Genomic DNA, 14,666 nt, shown 5'->3' with positions numbered 1-14,666 from the left:
CCATTAACCTTAACCGGGTGTAATCCCCTGATCGAATACCAAGCGGAATCGGTCAGGGGACGATATTGACGCAGCCGGGAGACAGAAGAGGATTTGCTCAGAAGCGGCCCGAGCATGTCGTGATCCTCGCCAAAGGCGACAAGATCCGCCACATGACCTTCCGCCCCTGGATGGTTGGTGTGACGGTGTGCTTGATCGCGGTCCTCTCGATTGGCTATCTCGCTGCGACCGCCTATCTCTTTTTTCGCGACGATCTGATCCGTGTCGCCATCGCGCGGCAGTCTCACATCCAGCAGGAATACGAGGATCGGATAGCGGCGTTGCGCACACAGCTGGACAGCGTGACGTCGCGACACCTCATGGACCAGCAGGTCTTGCAGCAGAAGGTCGAGAAACTGCTGGAGCAGCAGGATGCCCTCTTTTCCCGCCATGGAAAGCTTGGTCCGCTCCTGGAACGCGCCCAGGAATCTGGCCTGATGCCTGCAGGCACTGACAATCCCGGCGGCAAAGATCCAGAGCGCCAGGCATCGGTCGGCGGTGGCGCACAGGCCATCGACGCCCTGCTGGGCACCCCGGGAGAGGCAAGTGCGCCCGGCCTCGCCTATGCTCCATTGCGTGAAAGCAAGGCGGAACGGGCTGACCTCATGTTCTCCAAGGTCGATTCGTCGCTCAGGGATATCGAGCAGGAGCAACTGGCGAAGATTGCCGGCCTCACGGTGGATGCGTCACAGACGGCCGATGCGATCGCCAGCATTCTGAAGAGGACCGGCGTCAATATCGATGCCCTCACCCCATCGAGCGTGGAAGGATTGGGCGGGCCGCTTCTGGAGCCGGAGACCGCCGTTGCAGCCTTCAACGATTCGGTAAACGACCTGGATGCGGCGCTCAGCCGTCTCGAAGCAGTTCGCGAAACCGCAAAGGCCCTGCCCTATGGCAATCCAGCGCCCGGACGAGCGGTGACGAGCCGTTATGGCAACCGGTTGGATCCTTTCCTGGGCAGGCTTGCTCTGCACGCCGGCATCGATTTTCGGGCCAGCACGGGCGAGAAAGTCTTCAGTGCCGGCGCGGGTAAAGTCGTGGCAGCGGAATTCTCGGGCGGTTACGGTAACATGGTAGAGATTGACCACGGCTACGGGATCACCACACGCTACGGACATCTTTCGCGCATCCTCGTCTCAGTGGGCGAGGCGGTTGCTGCAGGCGACGTGATCGGCAGGGCCGGATCGACAGGTCGGTCAACAGGTCCGCACGTTCATTATGAAGTCCGGCGCGATGGTCGCGCCGTTGACCCGGCCCACTTCCTGAACGCCGGCATGAAACTCGGCACCTATCTCCGCTAACCGTCTTGAAATAACGATTTTTGAAGAAACGCCTCCGCCTTGCCCCATTGTTCACCACCTGGCGGCAAAGGAGGCTGGGTTTCCTTGACTTTGCAGCAGTTTCCTCCTATTTGGCAGCCAACTGTCGGGCACACACTCTGCGCCGACGCTTGAGTTCTATGTAGAACCGGAACGGATACAGATTTCCCTTTGACAACATTCGCTGATCTTGGCCTGAGCCAGAAAGTCCTCTCTGCTGTCACCGACGCGGGTTATACTATACCCACGCCTATCCAGGCGGGCGCCATTCCCGTCGCGCTGCAGCGCCGTGACATTTGCGGCATCGCCCAGACCGGCACAGGCAAGACAGCATCTTTCGTGTTGCCGATGCTCACGCTGCTGGAAAAGGGTCGCGCCCGGGCGCGCATGCCGCGCACGCTGATCCTCGAGCCGACTCGAGAGCTCGCCGCCCAGGTCGCCGAGAATTTCGAGAAGTACGGCAAGAACCACAAGCTCAACGTCGCGCTGCTGATCGGCGGCGTCTCGTTCGACGAACAGAACCGCAAGCTGGAACGCGGCGCCGACGTGCTGATCTGCACCCCTGGCCGCCTGCTTGACCATTGCGAACGCGGCAAATTGCTGATGACCGGCGTCGAGATTCTCGTCATCGACGAAGCCGACCGCATGCTCGACATGGGCTTCATCCCGGATATCGAGCGGATCGCCAAGATGATCCCCTTTACGCGCCAGACGCTGTTCTTCTCGGCGACCATGCCGCCGGAGATCCAGAAGCTGGCCGATCGCTTCCTGCAGAACCCTGAACGCATCGAAGTGTCGCTGCCGTCCTCGACGGCGACCACCGTGACGCAGCGCCTCGTCGCCGCGCACAACAAGGACTACGAGAAGCGCTCTACGCTTCGCGATGTCATCAAGGCCCAGGACGACCTGAAGAACGCCATCATCTTCTGCAACCGCAAGAAGGATGTCGCAGACCTGTTCCGTTCGCTGGAGCGTCACGGCTTTTCCGTCGGCGCCCTGCACGGCGACATGGACCAGCGTTCGCGCACCACCATGCTGCAGAGCTTCCGTGACGGTGAGATCCAGCTACTGGTGGCGTCCGACGTTGCCGCGCGCGGGCTCGACCTGCCGGACGTCGGCCATGTGTTCAATTTCGACGTGCCGATCCATGCGGAAGACTATGTCCACCGCATCGGCCGCACTGGTCGCGCCGGTCGCTCCGGCAAGGCCTTCACGCTGGTGACACGTTCGGACACTAAGTATCTGGATGCGATCGAGAAGCTGATCGACAAGAAGATCGAGTGGCTGGACGGCGACATCGCGGCATTGCCGGCGCCCATGGAAAGCCAGGAGAGCGGCGATCGTGCTCGCAAGGGTCGTGGCGGCGGCCGCGACAAAGAACGCAGCAGCGGCAGCAGCCGAGGCAGACGAAGCGAGGCCGCCCCGAAGGCGCCAATCGAAGTCGAGATCGAGACACAGGAAGAAGTCGTCGTGGAAGCAATTGCGGAAAATGTCGTTCCCGAGCGTGAGCGCAAGTCTGATCGGCGCCCTGCGGCTCCTGCTCGCAACGTCCGCCAGCCGAACCCGAACCCTGCCAATGACGACCGTCGCGAACGGCGCAGCCGACACCGCGACCAGGACGACGGCGGCCCGACCCCGGTCGGCTTCGGCGATGACATCCCAGCCTTCATGCTGATCGTTGCAAGCGCCGGCAAGGTCTGATCTTCCGTGTCTGCCAAGCCGGGCATTGATTTTCCGGGTGTCGGCGCCGGTCTTCTGATCCGGCGCCAAGACGGCAAGGTACTGCTCTACCGGCGTCTCAACGCGCCTGAAGCCGGCCACTGGAATATCGTGGGCGGCAAGGTCGACCTCATGGAAACGGCCGCCGATGCGGCAAGGCGCGAGGCCGAAGAGGAAACCGGGCTGCGCATCGGGCGCGTCGAATTCCTCTGCTCGGCCGAAGGCATCATTGCGGCCGACGGCCAGCATTGGATCTCCTTCATCTACACGACGACCGATTTTTCCGGCGACCCGCAGCTGACGGAACCGGACAAGCTCAGCGACTTCGGCTGGTTTTCACCGGAAGCTCCACCTGCACCGCTGTCGACCTTCACGCGGTCCGCCTTTGCGGCACTGAAAGCCTGATAGTTGCTCTTCACTTCTGCGCGCGGACCGCAGCCTCATGGGCAAGCCGCAGCCATTTGACCATTTCTTCGGGATCATCGAGCGCTTCGTCCGGTATGCTCCAGTAGGGCATGGCGACTGGCTTTCCCTTCTTGCTCTCGTAGGACCATTGACGCGCGCCGGCTGATTGGAAATCCGGGGCCGTGACGCCATCCGCCTTCAGCAGGATCTCCCCGGAAACCTCCAGCGCCAGGATCAGGCCGTTGTGGTAGATGCCCTTGCCGCCGAACATGCGGCGGATCGAGACGGGTCCGAGCGGCTCGAACATCTCCTCGATTGCGGCATTGTCCATCCTCTACTCCTTCAGGATTCCACCCGCGGCCGTTACCGCATCCGGCGTGTCGACATCCAGATGCGCTGCCGGCCCGATGTCGATCTCGACGATCGGAAATCCGGAGCTTTCGATTATGGCCCGCGCGCCGACATCACCCTCCAGCTTTCGCACCGCCCCGAAGGTCGCCCGGGGCAGAATGATCGGGTTGCCGCGCTTGCCCTGGTAGGCCGCCCGCACGATCGCATGCCCGTCGGCTTCCCGGAAGGCCTGGACGAGCTGGTCGATGTGCGTCGTCGTGACGCCCGGCATGTCGGCCAGCATCACCAGGACGCCATCGCAGCCACCATGCTCGGGCGCGGAAAAGCCGCAGACCAGCGAACTGCCGAGCCCGGTCGGATAGTCGGGATTGAACCGGAACGTCAGGTCGAGATCGCTCAAAGCCGCCTCGATCTCGTCGCGGCGGTGGCCGCTGACGACGACGACCGGCTCGGCCTGTGACGCCTGCAGGATCTCAGCACTCCTGCGCACCAGCGGGACGCCCTGAAACTCGGCCAGCAGCTTGTGCGGACCTCCCTCTCCCATCCTGCGCGCCTGCCCGGCGGCCAGAAGCAGGCCGCCGACGCGCAGCGCGCTGGGTGGCCGGTCCGCGGCCTCGCGCGGCAGCGGTCGGCTGGCGATCTCCATCAACAGGCCTCCCACGCCCATGCCGGTGATATCGTGACTCGTCGGCCGTTCGCCGGCAAGGATGCGGTTCAGGATCCAGTCGAAGCCGTTTTCCTTCGGCGAGCGGGCGCAGCCAGGCGCGCCGATGACCGGCACATCGTCGACCTGCCCCAGAACCAGAAGGTTGCCGGGATCGACGGGCATGCCGACGTGCTCGACCGTGCCGCCGGCAGCGCGGATCGCCGCAGGGATGACATCCTGCGGGTCGGCAACAGCCGATGCGCCGAAGACGATCATCAGATCGAGCCGCTCCGGGCGGGCCAGACCCTCCACGAGTGCCTCGGTCAGTCGGTCCAGGTCATGGGGAATGCGTAGTTCCTCGATCAGCCGGCTTTCCGACGGATCCAGCCGACGCTGCAGAAGCTTCGCTGTCCGGTCCATGACCGACGTCTTCAGCGCCGGGAGTTCGGTTGCGATCAGCAGCACCTTGCATGGCCTGAAGGGGCTGACGGAAAAGGCCTTCCGACCTCTGAGCAGGTCTACCGCGGCTTCCACCGTCGCACCGGGCACAGCCAGCGGAATGATCTTGACCGTGGCCACCATGTCGCCGGCCTGTACCGGTGCGTGATCGGCGAGCGTCGCGAGGGTGATGGCTTGATCGACCCGGTTCAGCGCATCGACGACATCGCGGTCGACGACGAAGAGACCGCTCGCCGTGGCATGGACATTGACCCGTCCCGTCGCCGCCTCCGACAGACGGAGGGCGTCGCGCGAGAAGGCTGCGGCAATGGCTGCCGCCGCCTCGTCCTCCAGCAGATCGCCGTCCTCAAGCCGAACGACCGTGACCTGCTCGGCCCCGGCAGCGGCCAGCGTTTCGATATGCGCGGCGCTTAGAACCGTGCCCTTGGCGATGCGCCCACTCGGCAGGCGGATGCTGTGGACGAGCACGCATCCCATCGCTTCCTCGATCCCGACGTTGCAAAATTGCATTGTCACTCCGTGGTGACGATGTCGCGCAGCCGGTAGGCCTGCACGATCTGTGCCAGGATCGCCACCGCGATCTCCGGCGGTGTCGCAGCCCCGATGTCGAGACCAATCGGTGCGGCGATCCGGGCAATCGCGGCGTCGCTCAGGCCCTGTTCCTGCAGCCGGGCGATGCGTTTGGCGTGCGTCTTGCGGCTGCCCAGGGCGCCGACGTAGAAGCAGCCCTTGCGGAGCGCGTCGGCGATCGGGAAGTCATCGATCTTTGGATCGTGGGTAACGGCAACGAGAGCGCTATAGGCATCGAGCGGCCGGGCTGCCAGGACGTCTTCGGGCCAGTCGGCGGTCAGGTCGACATCGGCAAACCGCTCTGGCGTCGCAAAAGCCGTCCGTGGGTCGATGATCGCCATGTCATATCCGGCCACGGGCGCCAGCCGCGCCAGGGCCTGGCTGATGTGGACTGCGCCGATCACCACGATCCGCGGCGGCGGCAGATAGACGTTGAGGAAGAGATTGCGGCCGGCGACATCGACGGTACCGGCCTTGCCGGACCGGAAGGCTGCAGCGACATGATCGCCGAGGCTGCCGGCGACCACCTCCCCCTCGCGAATGACGCGCGAACCTCCGGCGTCGACGTCGGTCACCAGTACGGCGGCGTGCCGCCCCCTGCGTGCGGCATTGAGAGTGCGCAGCGATTCGGTATCCATCAGCCAAGCCTTTCCACGTAGACGCGGATCGTGCCGCCACAGGACAATCCGACCCGCCAGGCGGTCTCGTCCGCGACCCCGAATTCCAGCATCTTCGGCTCGCCGCTGCCGATGACCTCCTGAGCCTCGGCGATCACCGATCCCTCGACGCATCCTCCGGAGACGGAGCCCTCGAAGTTTCCGTTTTCATCAATCACGAGGTGACTGCCGGCGGCCCTCGGCGCCGATCCCCAAGTGTCGATGACGGTTGCAATGGCCACGGCCCGACCCTGCGACCGCCATGCCTCGGCGACCTGCAACGGGTCAAGCGGATCGAGATCGCTCATGGACGGAACTCCTGGAGAGAAAGCGGCGCGGGTCTGCCGCGGAAGAGATATGTTCGTTCAAGGCGGATGCAAGGTCCGCGACGGACTGGAGATTGTGGACAGGCCGCAGCTCGTGCACATGCGGAAGCATCGCCTGGACCCCGCGCGCACGGGGCTCGAAGCCGTCGAACCTCAGGAGCGGGTTGAGCCAGATCAGCCGCCGGCAGGACCGGTGCAGGCGTGCAACCTCCTTTTCCAGTTCCTCGACACCCTCCCGTTCAAGCCCGTCGGTGATCAGCAGCACGATGGCGCCCTGCCCCAGGACACGTCTTGCCCACAGCCGGTTGAAGTCCGCCAGCGCTGCGCCGATCCGGGTTCCACCTGACCAGTCTGCCACTGCCTCGGAGCAGGCGGACAGCGCCTCGTCGGGATCGCGGCGGCGCATCTGGCGGGTCACGTTCGTCAGCCGGGTGCCGAAGAGAAAGGTTTGCACCCGGGTCCGCTTCTCCGTCAGGGCATGCAGGAAGTGCAGAAAGATCCGGGTGTATTGATGCATGGAGCCGGAAATGTCGGCCAACACGACGAGCGGCGGCGGCGCTTGGCGGCGCTGCCGGAAGCGGGGCAGCATGAGGTCGCTGCCGCTTCGCATGGCGCATCGCATGGTGGCGCGCGGATCAATGCGACCGGGCTTCGCCGATGGCTTCCAGCGCCGCGTCGACGCTTCGTCCAACGGCATCACGAGGCGGGCAATCTCCCGCCGCGCCATGGCGAGTTCCGCGGCACTCATCTGCGCGAAATCTATCCGCTTGAACAGCTCCCGCGCGGACGCCGTCAGCCTCGCATCCACATCGATCTCCGGCGCAGCCTGTGACGTCGTCTGCGGCGCCTTTTCGGCCGTCAGTGCATCGGCAACACGGTTATGCCCGGGACGCGGCTTCTCCCGCTCGCGGTTGTCGGCGGCCTTCGGCGACATCAGCGCGATCATCTTGCCGACGAGGTCGCGCGAGCGCCAGAAGAGGTCGAAAGCCTCGTCGAACACCGCCTGGTCCTCGCGACGCTGCAGGAAGACGGCCGACAAGGCGGCATGAAACTCCTCGCGGGAGCCGATACCTATGGCTTTGACCGCCGCTATGGCATCGACACTCGCTCCCGTCCCTGTCCTGATGCCGGCGCGGCGAAGCACTCGGGAAAAATGGACGAGGTTGTCGGCAAGCCGCCCGTCACCATGTCCCTCTGCGGGAAAAACGTAGCCGTCGCCGGAACCGGTCTCCTGCATCGCCCTATCCTGCTGCCTGAAGGTCCGCCTTCACCTCGGACAGGACCCGCTCGCCCTCGCCGCCCATGATGCGCGCAATATCGTCCTGATATTTCAACAGCGTTCCCAGCGTATCGGCAATCGTTTCCGGATCGAGCGCGATCCGGTCGAGTTCGGTGAGAGCGGTCGCCCAGTCGATGGTCTCCGCAACGCCGGGGCTCTTGAAAAGATCGAGCGTGCGCAGCTTCTGCACATAGGCGACCACCTGCTGCGACAGCGCCGCATTGCAGCCGGGCACCTTGCGGCGAATGATCTCCAGTTCCTGCGCCGCATTCGGGTAATCCACCCAGTGATAGAGGCAGCGGCGCTTCAGCGCGTCGTGGATCTCGCGGGTGCGGTTGGTGGTGATGATCACGATCGGCGGCTCTTTGGCCTTGATCGTTCCCAGTTCGGGAATGGTCACCTGGAAATCCGACAGAACTTCCAGCAGGAAGGCCTCGAAGGCCTCGTCGGTGCGGTCCAGTTCGTCGATGAGGAAAACAGGGGCCGCCATGCCGGGCTGCCCGAGCGCCTGCAAAACCGGACGGCGGATCAGGTGGCGCTCGGAGAAAATATCGGTTTCCAGCCGCTCTCGATCATGAATGCCGGTGGCCTCCGCGAGGCGGATCTCCAGCATCTGCGCCGCGTAGTTCCATTCGTAGACGGCCGAGGAGACATCAAGGCCCTCGTAGCACTGTAGCCGGATCAGCGGACGGCCGAGCGCCCTGGACAGCGTCTTGGCGATTTCGGTCTTGCCGACCCCCGCTTCGCCTTCGAGAAACAGAGGCCGCCGCATGCGTAGCGAGAGAAAGATCACCGTCGCCAGCCGCCGGTCAGCCAGGTAATCCTGTAGCTCGAGAAGCTCCACCGTCTCGTCGATGGAACTCGGGATCGATCTTGCGATGTCGTCTGTCATGCCGCCTCCTGGCGCCAATCTAGAGCGTCCGGAACCCGCGGTCCAGATAGATGAGAGGCGGGCTTGGCGGGCCGAGGCGCATGTCGACAACCTCGCCGAACAGAACCAGGTGGCTCGCCACGGGCTTTACGTCGGTGACGCGGCAGTCGAAGGCGACCATCGCATCGGAAAGGATCGGCGCGCCGGTCGCCAGCGTCTGCCAGTCGGCGCCGGCAAAGCGGTCGTCTGCCGTCAGACCGCCCATTCCGGCAAAGCCTGCGGCCAGCGACTGGTGATGAGAGGCCAGCGCGTTGAGGGCAAACACGCCGCTTTTCAGGAAGATCTCGTTGTTCGGGTTGCTGCGGTTGAGGCAGACGAGCAGGCTTGGCGGATCGTCGGACACGGAACAGGCCGCGGTGACCGTGACGCCCCGCTTTACCCCGTCATGCTCCGTCGTCACCACCTGCACGTGACCTGCGTACCGCGCCATCCCGTCCCGATAGGCTATGGGATCGACCTGCTGCTTTTGCGTCAAAAACCTCTCCGTGGCACGCCGGTGTTGCCTTCAACGGATATGGATAAACCGGCTCGGCTTGTCTACGCCCTGATGGCGAATTTGGATTGTGTGCTCCCCTGGCCGATTCTCTTTGACGCCCGCGAGCAGGAGTCTAAATGTGTTCCACAAAGGAGAAACACCGGAAACATGTCACGCACCTGGTCCCTCGCGGCGACTGTCGCGCTTCCCCTGCTTTTCCCGCCGCTTGCCGCATCCGCGGCCACTATCGGCGTGGTGGCGCCGACGTCCGGCCCCTACTCTCTTCTCGGCGCCCAGGTGATTGCCGGAGCAAGAGCTGCTGCGGAAGCGACCGGCGACACGATCGTCGAGATCGCCGAGGATTGCGAAGCCGATGTGCCGACAGCCGTTGCCCCACAGCTGGTCGAGGCTGGCGTTGCCGCCGCCATCGGCTTTCTCTGCGGCGAGACCCTGATCGGCGCCCTGCCGCAGCTGGCGACGGCCGGCATCCCCGTCATCACCCTCTCCGTCCGCTCCAGGATCCTCATGGAGGACGCCCTTCGCGAGGACTGGCCGCTCTTTCGGCTTTCGCCGGCCGATGGCGACGAGGCCGAACGGATCAGCGAGATCATTCTGGAGCGATGGAGCGCCGAACCGATCGCGCTGATCGACGACGGCACGATCTACGGCCGGGAACTCACCAGCAGCATCCGCCGCCAGATCGAAAGCAGCGGGCTGACACCGGTCTTCGTCGACACCTACCGGCCCGGCCAGGAGCAGCAACTCGCGCTCGTGCGCAGGCTGGCGCAGGCGGGCGCGAGACGGATCGTCATCGGCGGCGACCGCAACGATGCCGCCATCATTGCCCGCGACGCCGCCCAGGAGAACGTCCCCCTTCAGATCCTCGGTGGCGATACGATGCGCGCCGCCGATCGTCCGGTTCCCTTGCCCGACGGCGCCATGGCGGTGTCCCTGCCTGACTATTCCGCCCTGCCTTCCGCAGCGGATGCCGTAACGACGCTCAGCGGACGCGGCGTCGTGCCGGAGGGGTACGCCCTGCCCGCCTATGCGGCGGTCCAGATCGTCGGTCAGGCCGTCTCTGCGGGTGGCTTACAGCCACTGGCGGATGTCCTTCTGGCAACGGAGTTCCAGAGCGCGATCGGCCCGGTGGACTTCGACGAGCATCACGAACTCGCCGGCAATCCTCTCCGCCTGCAGGAATGGCGGGGGGATCAGTTCGTCGTCATCGACGTGCCCACCGAATGATTGTTCCAACGGTGGTGCGGTGCTACAGGGCCACCAAGATGACAGGAGTTTAGACCTCATGACGCTGCCCATCCGTATCGCGCCTTCCATCCTCGCCGCCGATTTTGCCAAGCTCGGGCAGGAAGTCCGCGACGTGACCGACGCGGGTGCCGACTGGATTCACCTCGACGTCATGGACGGGCACTTCGTCCCAAACATTTCCTACGGTCCGGACGTCATCAAGGCGTTGCGCCCGCACACGGCAGCCTTCTTCGACTGCCATTTGATGATCACGCCCGCCGACCTTTACCTGGAAGCCTTCGCCAAGGCCGGTTGCGATGGTATTACGGTACACGCAGAGTCCGGCCCGCACCTGCATCGCTCGCTGCAGACCATCCGCAACCTCGGCAAGAAGGTCGGTGTGACGCTCAATCCCGCGACCCCGCTGTCGGTGATCGAGAACGTCCTCGACGACATCGACCTGATCCTGATCATGAGCGTCAACCCGGGCTTCGGCGGGCAGAAGTTCATTCCGGCGATGGTAGACAAGATTGCGGCCGCGAAGGCGATGATCGGCGACCGCCCCATCGAACTCGAGGTGGACGGCGGCATCACCGCAGAGACGATCGGCGCGGCAACCGCGGCCGGTGCCAATGTCTTCGTTGCAGGGTCCGCCGTCTTCCAGGGCAATAGCGTGGAAAGCTATCGGCAGCGCATCAATGCACTTCGTTCCGCCGCCGGATAGACCGCGCGCGACATGACATTGAGCTTTGTGCCGCTTCTTGATAAAGCGGCCTCAACTCCTTGTATCGATGGAAGGCTTAAGCCCATGATCCCCCGTTATTCGCGGCCCGAGATGGTTTCAATCTGGTCGCAGGAAACCAAGTATCGCATCTGGTTCGAGATCGAGGCTCATGCCTGCGACGCGCTGGCCGCGATCGGCGTCATCCCGAAGTCGGCCGCCGAGACGATCTGGGAAAAGGGCGGCTCGGCGACCTTCGACGTCGACCGCATCGACGAGATCGAGGCGGTCACCAAGCACGACGTCATCGCCTTCCTGACGCATCTTGCCGAGTTCGTCGGCCCGGACAGCCGCTTCATCCACCAGGGCATGACGTCGTCGGACGTCCTCGACACCTGCTTCAATGTACAGCTGGTGCGCGCCACCGACCTGCTGCTCGCCGGCATGGACAAGCTGCTGGAGGCGCTGAAGCGGCGTGCCTACGAGCACAAGGACACCATCACCATCGGCCGCAGCCATGGCATCCATGCCGAACCGACGACATTCGGCATCAAGCTCGCGCTCGCCTATGCGGAATTCGACCGCAACAAGACCCGCCTGATGGCCGCCCGCGAAGAGGTCGCCACCTGCGCCATCTCCGGCGCCGTCGGTACGTTCGCCAACATCGATCCGCGGGTCGAGGAACATGTCGCCGCGGCCATGGGCCTGAAGGCCGAGCCGGTGTCGACGCAGGTCATTCCGCGCGACCGCCACGCGATGTTCTTCTCGACGCTTGCCGTCATCGCCTCCTCGGTCGAGCGCCTCTCCATCGAGATCCGTCATCTGCAGCGCACCGAGGTGCTGGAGGCGGAGGAATATTTCTCGCCGGGCCAGAAGGGCTCGTCCGCCATGCCGCACAAGCGCAATCCGGTGCTCACCGAGAACCTGACGGGCCTCGCCCGCATGGTGCGCTCCTACGCGCTGCCGGCCATGGAGAACGTGGCGCTCTGGCACGAGCGGGATATTTCCCATTCGTCGGTCGAGCGAATGATCGGCCCGGATGCCACCGTGACGCTCGACTTCGCGCTGGCACGGCTGACCACGGTCATCGACAAGCTGCTGGTCTATCCGGACACCATGATGAAGAACATGAACAAGTTCCGCGGACTTGTTCACAGCCAGCGCGTCCTGCTGGCGCTGACGCAGGCGGGCCTGTCGCGCGAAGACAGCTACCGTCTGGTCCAGCGCAACGCGATGAAGGTCTGGGAAGAGGGCAAGGACTTCCTCGAGGAGCTGCTGGCCGACGAAGAGGTTCGTGCAGCACTGCCGGAAGAGGAAATCCGCGAGAAGTTTGACCTCGCCTACCACACCAAGCACGTCGACACGATCTTCAACCGCGTCTTCGGCTGAGCAGGCTCCACGCACACCGGCGCCGCCATGACTGCGGCGGCGCCTCACATGTCCGCTACCGGATCTCTGGAGCAACCAGCTTGCGGTAGAGATGCCAGGTCGAATGGCCGAGGATCGGCATCACGACCACGAGGCCCGCTAAGATCGGGATCGTGCCGATCGCCAGCAGCGCCGCCACGATCAGTCCCCACAGGGCAACCGGCAGCGGGTTGGCCAGCGTTGCCCGGACACTCGCATCCACGGCGGCGGCGGCTCCCACGTCACGGTCGAGCAGCAAGGGGAATGCCACGACCGTCGTCGCCAGTACGATCACCGCAAAGACGAAGCCGGCGAGATTTCCCCAGAGCATCATCTGCCGCCCTTCCTGCGTCGTCAGGACGTCGGACAAGAAAGCCGAGAGCGACGCCGGCGCCGCTTCCCCGAAGTGGGACGTGTAGATCGCCTGGGCAACCAGCAGCCAGACCGTGAAGAGTGCCAGCAGCATGAGGCCGACGGCGAGAATGGACGGCAGCGCCGGCGATCGGAACACCTCCAAAGCGTCTCGCCACGAAGGGTTCTCGCCCCGCTCCTCGCGGCGGCTGATCTCGTAGAGGCCGAGGGCCGCCAGCGGCCCCAGCAGTGCAAAACCCGACATCAGCGGGAAGAGCAGCGGCAGCAGGTTTGCACCGGCGCTCCAGACGGCCAGGAAGATACCGGCGATCGGGTAGATCAGGCACAGGAAGGCATAGTGCGACGGTCTTCGGTTGAAATCGGCAATCCCGAGTCTCAACGCGTCGCTCACGTCGCTTACGTCTATCCTGCGGACGACCGGGCGGACGAGCCGGCTCTCGGCACCGGCGATGACATGAAATCCAGCCATGGCATTCTCCTCATCGGCTGACTGCATCGCCTTATCCGGAAGGTCCGGACGTTGGGGCTACGCAGCGGCGGCTTTGGCCGCCTGGGCAAAAGCAGAGTGAAGTTCGGCAGGTTCGGGCGGCGGTCGCGGCATCGGTTCAATGGACGCGTAATGCTCACGGCAGCGGCACGCCTGATACTACCGAATTTCGGCACAACTGTCGCGTCTTTCCTTGACATCCGCCGCTCGGTTTCTCAAATCCGCACATCATGAAAGTATCAGACGCCGAAATCCTCATCATCCCCGGTTACACCAACTCCGGACCCGAACACTGGCAGAGTCGATGGGAAGCAAAGCTTTCCTCGGCGCGCCGCGTCGAGCAGGCGGAATGGTCGAAACCCGTGCGGGAAGACTGGGTCACAAGGATTGCAGAAGAGGTCAATGCGGCCACGCGCCCGGTGGTGCTGGTCGCGCATTCCCTCGGCATTCCTTCGGTCGTGCATGCGGTGCCGCTGTTTCGGAAAAAGGTTGCCGGCGCATTCTTCGTCGCCCCGCCCGAGGTGGACAATCCGGCCATTCGCCCGCGCCACCTGATGAGCTTCGGGCCCTACCCGCGTGATCCCCTGCCGTTCCCGACGATGATCGTCGCCAGCCGAAACGATCCCTTCGGCTCCTACGAGCACGCCGACGAGATCGCCAGTGCCTGGGGATCGCTTGTGGTCGATGCCGGCGAATCGGGCCACATCAACGCCGAGGCCGGCTTCGGACCCTGGCCGGAAGGGACCATGGTCTTTGCCCAGTTCCTGTCACGGCTGCAGCCCTAGTCGCACCGACGCGGCGGCAACGAAAAAGCCCGCGCCGAAAGACGCGGGCTCATCAGGTCGTCTCAAGCTGCAGGCTCGTTACCGGGCAAGCTCGGCAACAGCGTCCTGCAGGAAGGCGAACATCTTCTGGCGGATTTCCTCATCGGAGACCGAAACGCCGGCAGCGTCCAGATCGCCGCGCAGCTTGCGGAAGACGTCCTCGTCGCCGGCCTCTTCGAAGTCCGCCTCGACGACTTCCGCCGCGTAGGCTTCCGCATCGCGGCCCAGCAGGCCGGCGGCCCAGCGGCCAAGCGACTTGTTGCGGCGAACGAGGGCCTTGAATTTCTGCTCCTCGTCGAGCGCAAACTTGTTTTCAAATACCCGTTCGCGATCGCTCATGCTGGTCATGTCAAATTCTCCCGCTGTCCATTCGTGATGGGATCATAGAGCAAAATGGATGTGGATGCGCAATGCGCTTTGTCAAACTTCCGTGCT

At 64.2% G+C, this 14,666-nt stretch carries 16 protein-coding genes; 7 read left to right on the top strand and 9 right to left on the bottom strand.

The annotated features are described in order from the left end of the window. Positions 1 to 65 precede the first annotated feature (65 nt). The 3 genes from M1E10_RS16965 (at position 66) to M1E10_RS16955 (ending at position 3,482) form a co-directional block, all read left to right on the top strand. Positions 66 to 1,340: a M23 family metallopeptidase gene (locus M1E10_RS16965; RefSeq protein ID WP_499173987.1), complete on the top strand. Its 1,275-nt coding sequence runs from the start codon at positions 66 to 68 to the stop codon at positions 1,338 to 1,340. 189 nt (positions 1,341 to 1,529) lie between these two features. Then, a complete protein-coding gene (locus tag M1E10_RS16960) occupies positions 1,530 to 3,059 on the top strand; it encodes a DEAD/DEAH box helicase (RefSeq protein ID WP_499173986.1) in 1,530 nt (509 codons plus the stop codon). A gap of 6 nt (positions 3,060 to 3,065) precedes the next feature. Then, a complete protein-coding gene (locus M1E10_RS16955; RefSeq protein WP_499173985.1) occupies positions 3,066 to 3,482 on the top strand; it encodes an NUDIX hydrolase in 417 nt (138 codons plus the stop codon). 10 nt (positions 3,483 to 3,492) lie between these two features. Here the strand turns inward: M1E10_RS16955 and M1E10_RS16950 are convergent, their stop codons facing one another. The 7 genes from M1E10_RS16950 to M1E10_RS16920 are packed head-to-tail and all read right to left on the bottom strand — an operon-like array spanning position 3,493 to position 9,175. Next, a complete protein-coding gene (locus M1E10_RS16950) occupies positions 3,493 to 3,813 on the bottom strand; it encodes a TfoX/Sxy family protein (protein WP_499173984.1) in 321 nt (106 codons plus the stop codon). A 3-nt stretch (positions 3,814 to 3,816) separates the two neighbouring features. Beyond that, on the bottom strand, positions 3,817 to 5,448 hold the full coding sequence (locus M1E10_RS16945; RefSeq protein WP_499173983.1) for an NTP transferase domain-containing protein: 1,632 nt from the start codon (positions 5,446 to 5,448) through the stop codon (positions 3,817 to 3,819). Positions 5,449 to 5,450: 2 nt separating this feature from the next. Continuing rightward, positions 5,451 to 6,146 carry an XdhC family protein gene (locus M1E10_RS16940; RefSeq protein WP_499173982.1) on the bottom strand — a complete coding sequence of 232 codons (696 nt, stop codon included), beginning with the start codon at positions 6,144 to 6,146 and terminating at the stop codon, positions 5,451 to 5,453. Further along, positions 6,146 to 6,472, bottom strand: coding sequence for an XdhC family protein (locus M1E10_RS16935; protein ID WP_499173981.1), 327 nt, complete (start codon positions 6,470 to 6,472; stop codon positions 6,146 to 6,148). The genes M1E10_RS16940 and M1E10_RS16935 overlap by 1 nt, the downstream gene beginning before the upstream one ends. Continuing rightward, entirely contained in the window at positions 6,450 to 7,727 is a 1,278-nt protein-coding gene (locus tag M1E10_RS16930; protein WP_499173980.1) for a vWA domain-containing protein, read from the bottom strand. The genes M1E10_RS16935 and M1E10_RS16930 overlap by 23 nt, the downstream gene beginning before the upstream one ends. A 4-nt stretch (positions 7,728 to 7,731) precedes the next feature. Next, positions 7,732 to 8,661: an AAA family ATPase gene (locus M1E10_RS16925; RefSeq protein WP_499173979.1), complete on the bottom strand. Its 930-nt coding sequence runs from the start codon at positions 8,659 to 8,661 to the stop codon at positions 7,732 to 7,734. A 19-nt stretch (positions 8,662 to 8,680) separates the two neighbouring features. Then, positions 8,681 to 9,175: a flavin reductase gene (locus M1E10_RS16920; RefSeq protein WP_499173978.1), complete on the bottom strand. Its 495-nt coding sequence runs from the start codon at positions 9,173 to 9,175 to the stop codon at positions 8,681 to 8,683. A gap of 168 nt (positions 9,176 to 9,343) precedes the next feature. On the opposite strand from M1E10_RS16920, the gene M1E10_RS16915 reads away from it, so the two are divergent. The 3 genes from M1E10_RS16915 (at position 9,344) to purB (ending at position 12,530) form a co-directional block, all read left to right on the top strand. Next, positions 9,344 to 10,420, top strand: coding sequence for a branched-chain amino acid ABC transporter substrate-binding protein (locus M1E10_RS16915; RefSeq protein ID WP_499173977.1), 1,077 nt, complete (start codon positions 9,344 to 9,346; stop codon positions 10,418 to 10,420). A 58-nt stretch (positions 10,421 to 10,478) separates the two neighbouring features. Then, positions 10,479 to 11,144 (top strand): ribulose-phosphate 3-epimerase, encoded by a 666-nt coding sequence (rpe, locus tag M1E10_RS16910; RefSeq protein ID WP_499173976.1) that lies wholly within the window; start codon positions 10,479 to 10,481, stop codon positions 11,142 to 11,144. Positions 11,145 to 11,228: 84 nt separating this feature from the next. Further along, on the top strand, positions 11,229 to 12,530 hold the full coding sequence (gene purB, locus M1E10_RS16905) for an adenylosuccinate lyase (RefSeq protein ID WP_499173975.1): 1,302 nt from the start codon (positions 11,229 to 11,231) through the stop codon (positions 12,528 to 12,530). 55 nt (positions 12,531 to 12,585) lie between these two features. On the opposite strand, the gene M1E10_RS16900 is transcribed toward purB, so the two are convergent. Further along, complete coding sequence (locus M1E10_RS16900) at positions 12,586 to 13,389, bottom strand: DUF2189 domain-containing protein (protein WP_499173974.1); 804 nt, start codon at positions 13,387 to 13,389, stop codon at positions 12,586 to 12,588. Positions 13,390 to 13,637: 248 nt separating this feature from the next. Here M1E10_RS16900 and M1E10_RS16895 point away from each other — a divergent pair, with 248 nt between their 5' ends. Further along, positions 13,638 to 14,192, top strand: a complete 555-nt coding sequence (locus tag M1E10_RS16895) for an RBBP9/YdeN family alpha/beta hydrolase (RefSeq protein WP_499173973.1) — start codon at positions 13,638 to 13,640, stop codon at positions 14,190 to 14,192. 78 nt (positions 14,193 to 14,270) lie between these two features. Here the strand turns inward: M1E10_RS16895 and M1E10_RS16890 are convergent, their stop codons facing one another. Then, positions 14,271 to 14,579 (bottom strand): DUF1476 domain-containing protein, encoded by a 309-nt coding sequence (locus tag M1E10_RS16890; RefSeq protein ID WP_499173972.1) that lies wholly within the window; start codon positions 14,577 to 14,579, stop codon positions 14,271 to 14,273. Positions 14,580 to 14,666: the final 87 nt, after the last annotated feature.

The organism is Rhizobium sp. PK7-22 (assembly GCF_056530405.1).
The sequence above is the reverse complement of the archived record's forward strand: the minus strand, read 5'-3'. Positions and strand labels throughout refer to the sequence as shown.